General features: G+C 62.3%; 15 protein-coding genes. 10 read left to right on the plus strand and 5 right to left on the minus strand.

All coding sequences use genetic code 11. The features are described from left to right. Positions 1-51: 51 nt before the first annotated feature. Positions 52-2253, plus strand: a complete 2202-nt coding sequence (locus J2X35_RS05725) for an RNA degradosome polyphosphate kinase (RefSeq protein WP_056109532.1) — start codon at positions 52-54, stop codon at positions 2251-2253. 30 nt (positions 2254-2283) lie between these two features. Further along, a complete protein-coding gene (gene ppx / locus J2X35_RS05730; RefSeq protein ID WP_310182903.1) occupies positions 2284-3816 on the plus strand; it encodes an exopolyphosphatase in 1533 nt (510 codons plus the stop codon). Here ppx and J2X35_RS05735 read toward each other — a convergent pair. The 3 genes from J2X35_RS05735 to fumC all read right to left on the minus strand — a co-directional run bounded on the left by J2X35_RS05735 (position 3809) and on the right by fumC (position 6284). Further along, positions 3809-4219: a DoxX family protein gene (locus J2X35_RS05735; RefSeq protein ID WP_310182904.1), complete on the minus strand. Its 411-nt coding sequence runs from the start codon at positions 4217-4219 to the stop codon at positions 3809-3811. The genes ppx and J2X35_RS05735 overlap by 8 nt on opposite strands. 117 nt (positions 4220-4336) lie before the next feature. Next, positions 4337-4756, minus strand: coding sequence for a DoxX family protein (locus J2X35_RS05740; protein ID WP_310182906.1), 420 nt, complete (start codon positions 4754-4756; stop codon positions 4337-4339). Between the two features lie 130 nt (positions 4757-4886). Next, positions 4887-6284, minus strand: coding sequence for a class II fumarate hydratase (fumC, locus tag J2X35_RS05745; protein WP_310182910.1), 1398 nt, complete (start codon positions 6282-6284; stop codon positions 4887-4889). Positions 6285-6469: 185 nt separating this feature from the next. On the opposite strand from fumC, the gene J2X35_RS05750 reads away from it, so the two are divergent. Beyond that, a complete protein-coding gene (locus J2X35_RS05750) occupies positions 6470-7228 on the plus strand; it encodes an NYN domain-containing protein (protein WP_310182912.1) in 759 nt (252 codons plus the stop codon). 7 nt (positions 7229-7235) lie between these two features. On the opposite strand, the gene J2X35_RS05755 is transcribed toward J2X35_RS05750, so the two are convergent. Then, on the minus strand, positions 7236-8768 hold the full coding sequence (locus J2X35_RS05755) for an acyl-CoA carboxylase subunit beta (RefSeq protein WP_310182914.1): 1533 nt from the start codon (positions 8766-8768) through the stop codon (positions 7236-7238). 241 nt (positions 8769-9009) lie between these two features. On the opposite strand from J2X35_RS05755, the gene J2X35_RS05760 reads away from it, so the two are divergent. Together J2X35_RS05760 and J2X35_RS05765 are read left to right on the plus strand one after the other, a co-directional pair. Beyond that, complete coding sequence (locus J2X35_RS05760; RefSeq protein WP_310182916.1) at positions 9010-9162, plus strand: hypothetical protein; 153 nt, start codon at positions 9010-9012, stop codon at positions 9160-9162. Between the two features lie 16 nt (positions 9163-9178). After that, entirely contained in the window at positions 9179-10594 is a 1416-nt protein-coding gene (locus J2X35_RS05765) for a DEAD/DEAH box helicase (RefSeq protein ID WP_310182917.1), read from the plus strand. Positions 10595-10670: 76 nt separating this feature from the next. On the opposite strand, the gene J2X35_RS05770 is transcribed toward J2X35_RS05765, so the two are convergent. Next, entirely contained in the window at positions 10671-11528 is an 858-nt protein-coding gene (locus J2X35_RS05770) for an SDR family NAD(P)-dependent oxidoreductase (protein WP_310182918.1), read from the minus strand. Between the two features lie 248 nt (positions 11529-11776). Here J2X35_RS05770 and J2X35_RS05775 point away from each other — a divergent pair, with 248 nt between their 5' ends. The 5 genes from J2X35_RS05775 to J2X35_RS05795 all read left to right on the plus strand — a co-directional run bounded on the left by J2X35_RS05775 (position 11777) and on the right by J2X35_RS05795 (position 15664). Further along, entirely contained in the window at positions 11777-12814 is a 1038-nt protein-coding gene (locus J2X35_RS05775) for a cysteine synthase A (RefSeq protein WP_310182919.1), read from the plus strand. Continuing rightward, a complete protein-coding gene (locus J2X35_RS05780; protein ID WP_310182920.1) occupies positions 12811-13554 on the plus strand; it encodes an alanyl-tRNA editing protein in 744 nt (247 codons plus the stop codon). Before J2X35_RS05775 ends, J2X35_RS05780 begins: the two co-directional genes overlap by 4 nt. Before the next feature lie 36 nt (positions 13555-13590). Beyond that, the gene (gene sseA / locus J2X35_RS05785) at positions 13591-14442 is read left to right on the plus strand and encodes a 3-mercaptopyruvate sulfurtransferase (RefSeq protein ID WP_310182922.1); all 852 of its coding nucleotides are present in this window, start codon (positions 13591-13593) and stop codon (positions 14440-14442) included. Then, the gene (locus J2X35_RS05790; RefSeq protein ID WP_056109549.1) at positions 14439-15008 is read left to right on the plus strand and encodes a GNAT family N-acetyltransferase; all 570 of its coding nucleotides are present in this window, start codon (positions 14439-14441) and stop codon (positions 15006-15008) included. Before sseA ends, J2X35_RS05790 begins: the two co-directional genes overlap by 4 nt. 98 nt (positions 15009-15106) lie before the next feature. Further along, positions 15107-15664 carry an OmpA family protein gene (locus J2X35_RS05795; protein WP_056109550.1) on the plus strand — a complete coding sequence of 186 codons (558 nt, stop codon included), beginning with the start codon at positions 15107-15109 and terminating at the stop codon, positions 15662-15664. Positions 15665-15756 lie beyond the last annotated feature (92 nt).

Raw genomic sequence — 15756 nt, forward strand, 5'->3', positions numbered from 1 at the left:
AGGATAAATTGAGCCGGATAACCGGCACGCGCTGCTGGAGAAAACAGGGACATGAACGAACTCAAGCCCATTCAGTCCGAATTTATCGACATCGAGGGATCGGCTGCCGACAGCGGCAACCCCGACCGTTTCGTCAACCGCGAATTCTCATGGCTGCAGTTCAATCGGCGCGTCCTTGAGGAATCGCTCAACGACAATCATCCGCTGCTCGAGCGGGTCCGGTTTCTGTCTATTTCCGCCGCCAATCTGGACGAGTTCTTTATGGTGCGCGTCGCCGGTCTGGCCGGTCAGGTGCGCGAAGGCATCGTGCTGAAGAGCCCGGATGGCCGGACGCCGGAACAGCAATTGGAACAATTGCTTAAGGAGGTGGAGCGCCTGCAGGAAGACCAGCAGAAAAGCCTTTCCGCGCTCATGGGCCTGCTCGACAAGCAGGGTATAGCGACCATCGAGAGAAGCGCTCTCACCAAGGACGAGAACATCTGGCTGGAAGACCATTTCCAGGAGCAGGTCTTTCCAGTGCTGACGCCGCTTTCCATCGATCCGGCGCATCCGTTTCCCTTCATCCCGAACCTCGGTTTTTCCATCGCGCTGCAGTTGCGGCATCGTAAGAACGGTGAGGAAATGAGCGCGCTGCTTCGTCTGCCGACGGCGCTGCGCCGCTTCATCCGCCTGCCGGACCGAAAGAATCACGTCCGCTTCATCCCGCTCGAAGAAGCCGTCAGCCTCTACATCGGCAAGCTTTTTCCCGGCTATGAGGTGAAGGGTTCCGGCACGTTCCGCATCATTCGCGACAGCGACATCGAGGTCGAGGAAGAATCCGAGGATCTGGTCCGCCTGTTCGAAACGGCGCTGAAGCGCCGCCGCCGGGGTTCTGTGATCCGCATCGAGTTCGACATGGCTATGCCGGAGGAACTGCGCGATTTCGTCGCCGGGGAACTCGGTGTCTCATCCAGCCGCATCAGCGTCCTCAAGGGGCCGCTGGCGCTCAGCCAGATTTCCGAAATCGTCTCGGTGCCGCGCGACGACCTCAAATTCGCGCCCTACAACCCGCGGTTCCCCGAGCGCATCCGCGAGCATGGCGGCGATTGCTTCGCAGCCATCCGCGAGAAGGACATCGTCGTCCACCACCCGTATGAATCCTTCGACGTCGTGGTGCAGTTCCTGCGTCAGGCCACAGCCGATCCGGAAGTCGTGGCGATCAAGCAGACGCTTTACCGCACCTCCAACGACAGCCCGATCGTGCGCGCGCTGGTCGATGCCGCCGAGGCCGGAAAGTCGGTGACAGCGCTGGTCGAGCTCAAGGCTCGTTTCGACGAGGAGGCCAACATCCGCTGGGCGCGCGACCTCGAACGCGCCGGCGTGCAGGTGGTGTTCGGATTCCTGGAGCTGAAGACACATGCCAAGATGTCATTGGTGGTGCGGCGCGAGGATGGCAAGCTGCGCAACTACGTGCATCTTGGCACCGGCAACTATCACCCGATCACCGCGCGCATCTACACCGACCTGTCGTTCTTCACCACCGATCCGCGCATCGCGCGCGATGTGGCGCAGATCTTCAACTTCATCACCGGCTATGCCGAGCCGACGGGCGAGATGTGCGTGGCGCTGTCGCCCTATACGCTGCGTTCGCGCATCCTCGATCACATCAACGACGAGATCGCCCATGCCCACAATGGCAAGCCGGCGCGCATCTGGATGAAGATGAATTCGCTGGTCGATCCGATCGTCATCGACGCGCTTTACGAGGCGAGCCGCGCCGGCGTCGAGATCGAGTTGGTGGTGCGTGGCATCTGCTGCCTGAGGCCGCAGGTGCCTGGGCTTTCGGAGAACATCCGCGTCAAGTCGATCGTCGGGCGCTTCCTCGAGCACAGCCGCATCTATTGTTTCGGCAATGGCCACGGACTGCCGTCGGACGAGGCCATCGTCTACATCAGTTCGGCAGACATAATGCCGCGCAATCTCGACCGGCGCGTCGAATGCATGGTGCCCATCACCAACCTCACCGTTCACGAGCAGATCCTCGGTCAGATCATGCTCGGCAACATCATGGACAACCAGCAAAGTTTCGAAGTATTGGCTGACGGAACCTCGCGTCGGGTGACGCTGGACGAGGGCGAAGAACCGTTCAACGCGCAGGAATATTTCATGACCAATCCAAGCCTGTCCGGGCGAGGGGACGCGCTGAAGTCCCATGCGCCGAAGCGAATCGCCCAGTTCAAGCGGCGCAAGAAATCCAGCGCAGCGGCGGGCTAGAGCGCTTCATGGCCAGATTGAACCGTTCTAATGATATTTGAATCCCAGGGCCGGTTGCAGGATCGGCGGCCGGTCTCGATCGTCGATATCGGGTCCAACTCGATCCGTCTTGTCGTCTATGAGGGCTTGGCCCGCTCACCGACGATCCTTTTCAATGAAAAAATGCTGGCCGGCCTTGGCCGCGGCATCGTTTCGACCGGGCGTCTCGATCCAGAGGCGGTGACCCGCTCGATGGACGAATTCCAGCGCTTTCGGGCGCTGTCGGATCAGGCGGGCGCGGAACGGATTTACGTGCTGGCCACGGCGGCCGCGCGTGAGGCAGTCAACGGACCGGACTTCATCCACCGCGCCGAAGATGTCCTCAAAACCGAGATCCGCGTCCTGACCGGCCGCGAGGAGGCCTACTACTCCGCACTGGGCGTCATGTCGGGGTTCTATCCCGCCGATGGCATCGCCGGCGATCTGGGCGGCGGCAGTCTCGAGCTTGTCGATGTCGAGGGCGACCGCATCGGCGACGGCATAACCTTGCCGCTCGGCGGCCTGCGCCTGCAGGACATGGCCAAGAATTCTCTTGTTCAGGCGCAAAAGATCGTCCGGGACGAACTGGCGCGCGCAAAGTTGCTGCAAGGCGGCGAGGGCAGGGTGTTCTACGCCGTCGGCGGCACATGGCGAAACCTTGCACGCCTCCATATGGAGATGACCAACTACCCGCTCGGCGTCATGCATCATTACGAAATCGGCACGGCCGAGGCGTCGAATTTCCTGCGTCAGGTTGCCAGGGGTGAGATCGAAAAGGTCAAGGGCATCGAGGGCGTTTCCAAGAACCGCCGGTCGCTGCTGCCCTATGGCGCCGTGGTCCTGCAGGAAATCCTCGCCGCCATGGGACCCTCCAAACTGGTGGTTTCCGCACTCGGCGTGCGTGAGGGCTTTCTCTATTCGCTGCTCGATGAGGCGGAGCAGAAGACCGATCCGCTGCTGACGGCCGCCGAGGAACTCGCCCGGCTGCGCTCGCGGTCGCTGAAACATGCGCAGGAGCTTGCCGAATGGACAGGCGCCGCCCTCAAGGCATTCGGCATCGAGGAGACTGTCGAGGAATCCCGTTATCGTCAGGCGGCCTGCCTGCTGGCAGATATCGGCTGGCGCGCACATCCGGAATACCGGGGCACCCAATCCCTCAACATCATCGCCCATGCCTCTTTCATCGGCGTCGATCATCCGGGCCGGGCATTTCTGGCGCTGACCAATCTGTTTCGGCATGAAGGGGTTTTCACCGAATCTTCGGCTGAACTGAAGGGGCTTGCGACACAGCGCTATCTGGAGCGGGCGCAGGTTCTGGCGGCGATGATGCGTGTGGTCTACCTGCTGACGGCTTCCATGCCGGGCGTGATGCCGCGGCTGAAATGGGAAGCCCGCGCCGGCGATACGCTGGCTCTGGTGATACCAGCCGACCTCGCCGGTCTTTATGGCGAGAGGCCCGCCGGCCGGCTGGCCCAGTTGGCGAAGATCACCGGCCGCCGGTTGGTGCTGGCTGTGGAAGGCGGACCGAGCGTTTCCGTCAAATAGCGGCGAAGCGTCGGAAATCGATGGAAAATTTGCCGGCGCTGGCACAGGCGAGCGCCAGGAAACCGCCAGCCAATGCAATATCCTTCATGAGCATCTGCTGATGCATGAATGCGAGCGCCGGGTCGGTGCCACCCTGGCCGAAATGGCCGATGAAGCCGGCGGCAATACAGAAAACCGCCAGCAGCAACGAGGCCGGCCGGGTCAGGAAGCCTACGAGGATAAGCAAGCCTGCTCCGAGTTCGAACAAGCCGACGGACCAGCCTGTTGCCGTCGCAAAGGGCACGCCAAGGCCGGCGAAGTAAGCCGCTGCCCCGTCGATGTCGCACAGCGTGTGCAGCCCTGAGGGGATAAAGAGGCCCGCCATCAGCAGGCGCGCCGTCAGCAGAAAGAGATCGTTTGGCATGGCCGCAACCTCCAGGGGAACTCCCTGGAGGCGCATATTAGCATCTCGTCAGGCTGGAGGCGACGCAGCAAAAGGGCGTGAGAAAACCCACGCCCTGAGATGCCGGGAGCCGAGATTTCAGTTGCGGCGTCCGTCGATGGAGTAGGCGCCGGCGCCAAGCACGGCAAGCAGCAGGAAGCCGCCTGTCAGGCCGAGATTTTTCTGCAGCATCAGCGCGTTGCCGGCCTGCGAGAAATCGAGATGGGCGACAGCGGTCGCGGCCAGCGTGAACAGGGCAAGGACGATTGCCGCGATGCGGGTCTTGAAGCCAACCAGAATGGCGAGACCGCCAAGCAACTCGACCAGCCCTGAACCGACGGCCGCGACCGTCGGCATCGGCAAGCCGATGCTGGCGAACCATTGCGCCGTGCCGGCAATCGCCGTCAGTTTTGAAAAGCCGGCAAGGATGAAGAGGATCGATAGAAGGACGCGCCCGGCCAGAATGGCGACCGATGCGTTGGCAGCCGTAGCGGTGCCGGCGGAAGAGTTGAGGGACATGGCGAATCTCCGAGGTTGAATGACCGCCAGATAGCGCAGGCTGATTGTTCACTAAAGCCTAATGCGGGAAGACACATCGTTCACCGTTCGTAACATGTCCGCGAATGCGTCTTGAGCCTTCGGTGGCCGTCTAGCCCGGACGCGTCATGTCCTCCGGCTTGACGATGCGGTCGTAGTCCGCCTCGCTGACCAGACCGGTCGCCAGCGCCTCTTCCTTCAACGTCGTGCCGTTCTTATGCGCCGTCTTGGCGATCTTGGCGGCATTGTCGTAGCCGATGGTCGGCGCCAGCGCCGTGACCAGCATCAGCGAGCGGTCGAGCGCCGCCTTGATGTTGTCCTCGCGGGCCTCGATGCCGACGACACAGTTGTCGGTGAAGGAAACCACCGCGTCCGACAGCAACTGCACCGATTGCAGGAAATTGTAGGCCATCAGCGGATTGTAAACGTTGAGTTCGAAATGGCCCTGGCTGCCGGCAAAGGTCAGCGCCGCATTGTTGCCGAACACCTGCACGCAGACCTGCGTCAGCGCCTCGCACTGGGTCGGATTGACCTTGCCGGGCATGATCGAGGAGCCTGGCTCGTTCTCGGGCAGGGAAAGCTCGCCAAGGCCGGAACGCGGGCCGGAGCCCAGGAAACGAATATCGTTGGCGATTTTGAACAAAGCGGCGGCGGTGGCGTTGAGGGCGCCGTGCGAAAACACCATGGAATCGTGCGCCGCCAACGCCTCGAACTTGTTTGGCGCGGAGGTGAAGGCGATGCCGGTGATCGCGGCAATCCGTTCTGCGACCTTTTCGGCGAAACCGACCGGCGCGTTCAACCCCGTACCCACAGCCGTTCCGCCCTGCGCCAGTTCCTGCAGGCCGGGAAGCGTCTGCTCGATCCGCTTGATCGAGGAAGCCACCTGTGCGGCGTAGCCGGAAAATTCCTGGCCGAGCGTCAGCGGCGTCGCGTCCTGCGTATGGGTACGGCCGATCTTGATGATGTGGGCGAATGCCTTGACCTTCGCTTCCAGCGCCCTGTGCAGATGCTTCAACGCCGGCAAAAGGTCATGGACGATGCGCTCGGCGCAGGCGATGTGCATGGCCGTCGGGTAGGTGTCGTTGGACGACTGGCTCATATTGACGTGGTCGTTCGGATGCACCGGCTTCTTCGAGCCCATGACGCCGCCGAGCAGTTCGATCGCCCGATTGGAGATCACTTCGTTGGCATTCATGTTCGACTGCGTGCCGGACCCGGTCTGCCAGACCACCAGCGGAAAATGCTCGTCCAGCTTGCCGTCGATGACTTCCTGCGCCGCCTTGACGATAGTCTCGCCGAGCTTCGGGTCGAGCCGCCCGAGCGCCATGTTGGCTTCCGCCGCCGCGCGCTTGACCACGCCCAGGGCGCGCACGATGGAAGCCGGCTGCTTTTCCCAGCCGATCTTGAAGTTGCCCAGCGAACGCTGCGCCTGGGCGCCCCAGTAGCGATCCGTCGCGACCTCGATCGGGCCGAACGTATCGGTTTCGGTTCTGGTCTTCTGCGCGCTCACGGCCGGTCTCCACTCTGCAAGGTCGGCAACGGCGTATCGCGTTGCACAATGGCCTTCAAGTGGAGAATGGAAGCCGTGGAAATACAAATCGGTTCAGCTGTCGTCATGATGGGGATGGTTGCCTATAATCCAACGTTGCCATCAACCGGCAAACTGTCACCAAGTTGCTGTCGTCAGGAGATTCCATGCCTTCCGAAGCCCGTTCTCCACGCCTCGCTGTCCTTATCGATGCCGACAATGCTTCTGCCAGGATCGCCGACGGGCTGTTCGAGGAAATAGCCAAGATCGGGGAAGCCAGCGTCCGCCGCATCTATGGCGACTTTTCAAGTGCCCGATCCAAGGGTTGGGCCGATATCCTGTCGAAGCACGCCATCATCCCCCAACAGCAATTCGCGTACACCACAGGCAAGAACGCATCCGACATCACGCTGGTGATCGATGCGATGGACCTGCTTCACAGTGGACGCTTCGACGGCTTCTGCCTTGTCTCTTCGGATAGCGATTTCACCCGGCTCGCCGCACGTATCCGCGAGGAAGGAGCCGATGTCTTCGGTTTTGGCGAGCAGAAGACACCGGAGAGTTTCAGGCAGGCCTGCAGGCGTTTCATCTATACGGAAAACCTGCTGCCACCCCCGCCGGCGCCGTCAGGCCAACAGAGCACGTCACCTGCGAAATCACTGCAACTGCCTTCAGCGGCAATACCACTCATCGAGAAGGCAATAGCGCAGATGACAAGTGAAGATGGGTGGGTGTCGCTGGGGCCGGTTGGAAGCCACTTGTCAAATCTTTATCCAGATTTTGATCCCAGGAACTTTGGTTTCAAGAAGCTCAGCGATCTCGTGGAAAAAACGGACGCCTTCCAGATAGAGCGTCCAAAAAGCGGAGGCATGCGCATCCGCGTCAAGTCAACCGCCAAACCAGCGAAATCGAAGGCAGGCAAATAGCCGCCCCTCACAGCGGAATGTTGTCGTGCTTCTTCCAGGGATTGGACAAATCCTTGTTGCGCAGCATTCTCAGCGCACGCGCCACGCGCCTGCGGGTCGCGTGCGGCGCGATCACCTCGTCGATATAGCCGCGCTCGGCAGCGACGAAAGGCGACAGGAAGCGATCCTCGTAAGCCTTTGTATGGGCTGCGATCTTGTCGGGGTCGCCAATGTCCTTGCGATAGATGATCTCGACCGCGCCCTTGGCGCCCATCACCGCGATCTGCGCCGTCGGCCAGGCGTAGTTCATGTCGCCGCGCAGATGCTTCGACGCCATCACGTCGTAGGCGCCGCCATAGGCCTTGCGCGTGATGACGGTGATCTTCGGCACGGTCGCCTCGGCATAGGCGAACAGAAGCTTGGCGCCGTGCTTTATCAACCCGCCATATTCCTGCGCCGTGCCGGGCAGGAAGCCGGGCACATCGACGAAGGTGACGAGCGGGATGTTGAAGCAGTCGCAGAAGCGAACGAAGCGGGCGGCCTTGCGGCTGGCATCGCTGTCCAGCACGCCGGCCAGCACCATCGGCTGGTTGGCGACGAAACCGACCGTGCGGCCCTCGACGCGACCGAAGCCGGTGACGATGTTTTTGGCGAAACTCTGCTGGATTTCGAAGAAGTCGCCTTCGTCGCAGGTTTTAAGGATCAACTCCTTGATATCGTACGGCTTGTTGGCGTTGTCGGGGATCAGCCGGTCGAGCGACAGGTCGTGTTCGGTCACCGACTGATAGCTCTCGATTTCCGGAATCTCCGAGGTGTTGGAAGCCGGCAGCAGGTCGACCAGCCGCCGCATCTGCAGCAGCGCCTCGACATCGTTGTCGTAGGCGCCGTCGGCGATGGACGATTTCGTTGTATGCACGGAGGCGCCGCCGAGCTGCTCGGCCGTCACCGTCTCGTTGGTGACGGTCTTCACCACGTCCGGCCCGGTGACGAACATGTAGGACGTGTCGCGAACCATGAAGATGAAATCGGTCATCGCCGGCGAATACACGTCGCCGCCGGCGCACGGGCCCATGATGACGGATATCTGCGGGATGACGCCGGAGGCCAGAACGTTGCGCTGGAAGATCTCGGCATAGCCGCCGAGCGCCGCCACGCCCTCCTGGATACGAGCGCCGCCGGCGTCGTAGATGCCAATGATCGGGGCGCGGTTGCGCAGCGCCATGTCCTGCACCTTCATCACCTTTTCGGCATGCGCCTCCGACAGCGAGCCGCCGAAGACAGTGAAATCCTTGGCGAAAAGATAGACCGGACGGCCGTTGACCGTGCCCCAGCCGGTGACGACGCCATCGCCGGCGATCTTCTGGCCGGCCATGCCGAAATCGGTCGAGCGATGCTCGACATACATGTCGAATTCCTCGAATGACCCCTCGTCGAGAAAGACTTCAATCCGCTCGCGGGCCGTCAGCTTGCCCTTGGCGTGCTGGGCGTCGATGCGCGCCTTGCCGCCGCCCATGCGGGCGATGTCACGACGGCGCTCGAGTTCTTTCAGCACGTCCTTCATCGGCATTCCTCCAAGGTAATTCCATTTTGGTATCGGCGCACAATGGCGAGCGCAAGCCACGGTTTCAGATTGGTTTTGTTGCACCGCAGCATGAAGGGCCTTGCTTTTAGCGCCGAACTCCTCCATATGCGGCGTCATAGGCGCTTGGGCCGGGCAATCCGGCCTTCTCTACGAATTGAGACTGGTTGCGTCTGTTTCTCCCTTTCCGGCAACGGTGAAGCGGTGGAAAAGCCCCACAGGCATGAAGCTTGCGGGCACGACAGCGCAGCCGCGCGGACCGGATCGGTCCGCCGCCTTGTCGTTTCATGACAAATTTTTCGACGGCAGGTTGCGCCCTGCCGCCAAGCTGTTTGCGGCCAGAGGCCGCCTGAAAGAAGACTATTTTGACAAATGAAATCCCTGCAGGATCCTTGAATTCTGCCACAGAGAACACTGCGGAACTGACCGGCTTCGCCAAGCTCGGAATCACTGGCCAGCTCCTCAAGGCGACCCATGCCGCAGGCTTCACCGAACCGAAGCCGATCCAGGAACAGGCTATCCCCGCCCAGCTCGAGGGCCGCGATATTTTCGGTATCGCCCAGACCGGCTCCGGCAAGACGGCGGCTTTCGCGCTGCCGATTCTGACCAAGATCATCGCGCTCGGCACCAAGCGCCGCCCAAAGACGGCGCGCGCTCTCATCCTTGCACCGACGCGTGAACTCGCCGTGCAGATCGAGGAAACCATCAAGGTGCTCGCCAAGGGCGCGCATGTCTCGACGGCGCTCGTGCTGGGCGGCGTCTCGCGCTACAGCCAGGTCAAGAAGGTCGCGCCCGGCGTCGACGTGTTGATTGCCACGCCAGGCCGGCTGACCGACCTGGTTCGTGAACATGAGCTCATCCTCTCGGACACCAAATGGCTGGTGCTCGACGAGGGCGACCGTATGCTCGACATGGGCTTCATCAACGATGTCCGCCGTATCGCCAAGGCGACGGCGCCGGACCGCCAGACGGCGCTGTTTTCCGCCACCATGCCGGATGAAATCGCCGAACTGGCCAAGGGGCTGCTGAAGAACCCGGTGCGTATCGAGGTTTCGCCGCACAGCACCGCGGCGGCCGAGATCACCCAGTCCATCGTGCTCGCCCGCACCAAGCAGAAGCGGCAGGTGCTGTCGAACATGCTGGCGGACGAGGCGATGAAGTCGGTCATCGTGTTCTCGCGGACCAAGCATGGCGCCGACCGCGTCACCAAGGATCTGGAGCGCGACGGCTTCAAGGCTGCCGTGATCCATGGCAACAAGAGCCAGAATGCCCGCCAGAAGGCGCTGAATGATTTCCGCGCCGGCTCGGTCCGCATCCTCGTGGCGACCGACATCGCCGCGCGCGGCATCGACGTGCCCGGCATCAGCCACGTGGTCAATTTCGACCTGCCGGACGAGGCGGAAAGCTACGTCCACCGCATCGGCCGCACCGGCCGCAATGGGCGCGACGGCACAGCCATCACGCTGGTCGATCCCTCCGAGAACGGCAAGCTTCGCCAGGTCGAACGCATCGTCCGCATGAAGCTGAATGTGATCGCCGATCATCTCGGATCGCCTGACCCACAGCGCGAGCCGCGGCAGCTCGGTGAACGGAACCATGAACCGGCCAACGACCGCGGCGACCGCCAGCGCAACGGCGACAAGCCGAACAGGAACGGTTTTGGCAAGAATCGCTTTGGCGGCAAGCCGCAAGGCGAGCGTCATGCGGCCGGCAGGCCGGAAGGCGAGCGCAAACCCGGCGGCGGCAAGCCGTTCGGTGGCAACAAGCGGCGCTTCGGCGGACGCAGCAAGCCGGCGCGCGCGGCCTGACGACAAGCGGCACAGGCCGATGAAAAAGGGCGAGACTTCGGTCTCGCCCTTTTTATGGATGTTCTTACGTCTTCGGTCAGTTCGGGTTCGGCACGCTCTCGCTGATGTCGGCGTCCGGCCTGCTTACCCGGGCTCCGAAGCTGAGCGGACGCTTCTCCCACCCCGTCAGGATCTTGACAAAACGCAGGGTGAGGGCACGCGGCAGGATGCTGAGAAATTTCAGGCACCATGTCAGCCGGCGCGGAAAGCTGGTTTCGAACCCGCCGCGGTCTATGACCCGGACCATGCGCCGCGCCGCCGCTTCCGGCGACAGCGTCGCAGGCAGACGAAGGCCGCGCTTTTGCACCAGCGGCGTGTCGATAAAACCGGGATTTACGATCTGGATACGGACATTGATCTTGTCGAGATCGAATTTCAGCGACTCGGCCATGTTGTTGAGCCCGGCTTTCGTCGCGCCATAGGCGGCGGTCGTCGGCCAGCCGAAATAGGCGCTGACCGAGCCGACAAGCACGACCTGTCCGCGGCCACGCATTTTCATGCAGCGGACCGCTGGCACCAGCCCGTTGAGGACACCCAGCAGGTTGACCTCGTAAGCGTTGCGGAACTTGCGCACGGAAAGGTTCTCGCCCGCCACGGGCACATAGCTGCCGGCGTTGAAGATGGCGAGCGCGACCGGCCCGACGTCCTTCTCGATCGCGGCCACCGTAGCGGCCATGCGCTTCTCGTCGGTCACGTCGCAGGGATAAGCGAGGATGCGGCCCGGCAGCGCTTCCGTTTCCGCGATCAGCGTATCGATCGGGTCTTCATCCCGCGCGGTGACGGCAACGGTGAAACCTGCGGCTGCAAGCTCCTTGGCTATAGCGCGGCCAAATCCAGAACTGCCGCCGGTTATCCAGGCGGCGCCGTCATTCGGGATGGCGCGGTAGAGTGGCATCAAATAACCCCAAGTCTTGCCCATACCTGCTGTAGCCACAGGAAAATCGAATGAAAAGGGTGTTCTGCTTTTCCCCGGCTCACAATCAAGCTTGGCACGCTTTAATTTCCGAAGCAGCGACTTTTTTACCATTTCGATATGCCTTGAGCCTGAAATGATCCGGTCCAGGGAGTTTCATGTCTTGAAAGCCGCGCGCCACGTTTTTAGGGTTTGGTGCGCAGCCTGTTTATTCAAAGAAGGATTTTTTGATGCCTGCTTCGGTCATTGACGCCATCGGCAACACACCCCTCATCAGGCTGAAGCGCGCATCTGAGGAAACGGGCTGCGAGATTCTGGGCAAGGCTGAGTTCATGAATCCGGGCCAGTCGGTCAAGGACCGCGCCGGCCTGTTCATCATTGGTGACGCAGAACAGCGCGGCCTGCTGAAGCCGGGCGGCGTCATCGTCGAAGGCACCGCCGGCAACACCGGCATCGGCCTGACCCTGGTGGCCAAGGCGCTCGGCTACCGCACTGTCATCGTCATTCCGGAGACCCAGAGCCAGGAGAAGAAGGACACGATCAAACTGCTCGGCGCCGAGCTGATCGAGGTGCCCGCCGTTCCGTACAAGAACCCCAACAACTATGTGAAACTGTCGGGACGCCTGGCGCGGCAGATGGCCTCGACCGAGGCCAACGGCGCGATCTGGGCAAACCAGTTCGACAATGTCGCCAATCGCGACGGCCATATCCGCACCACTGCCGAGGAAATCTGGAAGCAGACCAACGGCAAGGTGGACGGGTTTGTTTCGGCGGTCGGTTCCGGCGGTACGCTGGCGGGCGTCGCGGCGGGACTGCGTGGCAAGAGCAAGGGCGTGAAGATCGCGCTCGCCGATCCGCTGGGCGCGGCGCTCTACAGTTTTTATACGGATGGCGTACTGAAATCCGAAGGCAGCTCGATAACGGAAGGCATCGGGCAGGGGCGTATCACGGCTAATCTCGATGGGTTTGCGCCTGATTTCTCCTATCAGATCCCGGACGACGAGGCGCTGCCCATCGTCTTCGACCTGATCCAGGAAGAAGGGCTTTGCGTCGGCGGCTCCACCGGCATCAACATTGCCGGCGCCATCCGGCTGGCGCGCGAGCTCGGACCCGGCCACACCATCGTGACCATCCTGTGCGACTACGGAACGCGCTACCAGTCGAAGCTGTTCAATCCGGAATTCCTGCGCGGCAAGTCTCTTCCGGTGCCGGAATGGATGGAACGACGCTCTGAGATCGACGTGCCGTATGAGACGGTCGACGCATGAGCCTGAAGACCGAAGCGCTCTTCCGCGACGACGCCTATCTGCGGACCGGCGCGGCGCAGGTGGTCGCGATCAATGACCGTGGCGGCATCGTTCTCGACCGGACGATCTTCTACGCGACCTCCGGCGGTCAGCCGGGTGACACTGGCTATTTCCAGCGCGGTGACGGCAGCCGCATCGATATCGCGGCCACCGTCACCGGCGAGACCAAGGACGAGATCATCCACGTTCCGGCGCCGGACCAGCCGCTTCCCGAAATGGGCGAAAGCCTTACGATTGCAATCGACTGGGAGCGGCGGCACCGGCTGATGCGCATGCACACCGCCTGCCACCTGCTCAGCGTCGTCTGCCCGTTCCCGATAACCGGCGCGTCGGTCTCGGAGGACGATTCGCGCGTCGATTTCGACCTGCCGGACACCGGCTATTCGAAGGAAGACGTCACCGCGAAACTGCTGGAGCTGGTGCGGGCCGACCATCCGGTCTTCACACGCTGGATCACCGATGAGGAACTGGCTGCCAATTCCGGCTTGATAAAATCGAAGAACGTTCGGCCGCCGAGCGGCACCGGCCGCATCAGGCTCGTATGCATCGGCGAGGACGCTTCGATCGACAGCCAGCCGTGCGGCGGGACGCATGTGAAGCGTACCGGCGAGGTCGGTGAGATATACATCGGCAAAATCGAAAAGAAAGGCCGCGAGAACCGGCGTTTTCGTATACGCTTCGGCTCGGCGCCGCCTGTCTGACCGGTTGCGCGACGTTCAACCCTCGGAGCACAATAAATGGCTGAAGACAGTGCCTTTACCGTCGATGCAGACTGGCTTCAGCAGCGCCTCGGTCAACCAGGGCTGACGGTCGTCGACGGCTCCTGGTATCTGCCTTCGCACAAGCGCGACCCCAGAGCCGAATACGAAACGGCGCATATTCCCGGCGCGCTTTTTCTCGACCAGGATGCGATATCCGACCAGCAGACCGACCTTCCGCATATGCTCGCCGCGCCAAAGGACTTCGCGCAATATGTCGGCGCAATGGGAATTTCGGCCGACGACATGATCGTCGTCTATGACGGGCCGGGTTATTTTTCCGCGCCGCGGGCCTGGTGGATGTTCCGCGCAATGGGCGTTTCGCAGGTTTTCGTCCTCGATGGCGGCCTCGACCGCTGGATCGCCGAGGGCAGGCCGGTGACGGTGGAGCCGACCAAGGTTGCGCCGTGCATTTTCCACGCCGACTTCGACACCTCGCATGTGGTGAAGCTGGATGAGATGCGCCGGATCGTCGACAGCGGCTCGGCGCAGATCGCCGACGCCCGGCCTTCGGGCCGTTTTTACGGCACTGAACCGGAACCGCGTCCGGGCGTGCGTTCCGGCCACATGCCCGGCGCGCACAGCGTGCCGATCACCGCGCTTTCCGAGAATGGCGAACTGCTTTCAAAGCCGCGGCTGCGGGCGCTGCTGGAAGATGCCGGCCTCGACCTTTCCAAGCCCATCGTCACGCTTTGCGGATCGGGCATCACGGCTGCGGCCATCAACCTGGCGCTCGAGACCCTCGATCATAGTGAAAACCGGCTCTACGACGGGTCGTGGACCGAATGGGGCCGCCTGGCCGACACGCCAGCGACGACGGACGACAAATGACACCGACGCAGAACGGCAGGGCCGATGACATCGGCGTCACGGTGACGTTCCTCGAAATGCACGCGCCGCCCTCGCATTACCCGCCGGCGCCCTACAACCGGCAGATCGCGCTGTTGCGGACGAAGGACATCCCGCTCCACTTCTACCGCTACATGATGGATCGGGTCGGCCGGAAATGGCATTGGGTGAAAGCGTTGCGGCTGGACGACGAGGAACTGTCGGCCGGCCTGCATCGGGAAGACCGCGACATTCGTATCCTCTATCTCGACGGCGCGCCCGCCGGTATCTTCGACATCAAGCCGAACCTGCCAGATGAGGCGGAGCTTGTATATTTCGGCCTGGTGGACCACGCCACGGGGCAGGGGCTCGGCCGCTGGTTCCTCGGGTCGGCCATTTCAGCCTGCTGGTCGCACGGGCCTAAGCGCGTGACGGTGCAGACCTGCACGCTCGACCATCCCGCCGCCTTGCCGCTCTACCAGAAACTTGGCTTTGTGCCGGTGGCGCAGAAAAAGGAAATCATACGACCCCTGACCTTTGCCGAGCGCGCCGACAGCGTCATGCGCTAAATCACCGCCTGAACGCGCCGTTCATCTCTGCTTCAGTCTCCTTTTGCAAATATGCATACGGAAAGCGCCGCACCCGGCGCGCTGAAGGAGACTGAGCCATGATCACCCGCCGTTTGTTCGCTGCCACCCTCGCCACGGCGATTGCCATGCCGAGCCTTGCCTTTGCCCAGGCCGCGACGCCTTCTGGCGCGCAGATCGAGCGCCAGTTGCAGGCCGCGCCGCGCACGAAGCTCCGGCCCAATGAGCGGGTGACGATTCGCGAGTTCAAGCGCCGTCCCGACCTTCGCCGCAGGGCGCCCTCCATTGACATCCAGTCGATCAACTTCGCATTCGGCTCGTCGGCGATCGCGCCGTCGCAATATGAAAAGGTCGACAACATCGCCGACGGTCTGCGGCGCATCCTGCGGCGCAATCCGCGCGCTCGAATCCTGATCGAGGGCCATACGGACGCCGTCGGCTCGGCATCGTCCAATCTGGCGCTTTCCGAGGATCGCGCCGCATCGCTGAAGCGCACACTGGTGCGCCAGTTCGGCGTGCCGGCCCGCGCGCTCGACACAGTCGGCTACGGCGAGGAATTCCTGCTGGTTCCGACGCAGAACGAGAACTGGCGCAACCGCCGGGTGACGTTGCGGCGTTTCGACGACTTCATTCGCTGAAACCGCGTCCGTCTGGATCAACACACAATGGGGAGCCCGGCTTGAACAGGCCGGGCTCTTTCCATATCCGTTGACAGGATGAATGCGAGAAG

It is taken from the genome of Mesorhizobium sp. BE184 (assembly GCF_031457045.1).
In the GTDB taxonomy this organism is placed as follows: Bacteria; Pseudomonadota; Alphaproteobacteria; order Rhizobiales; family Rhizobiaceae; genus Mesorhizobium.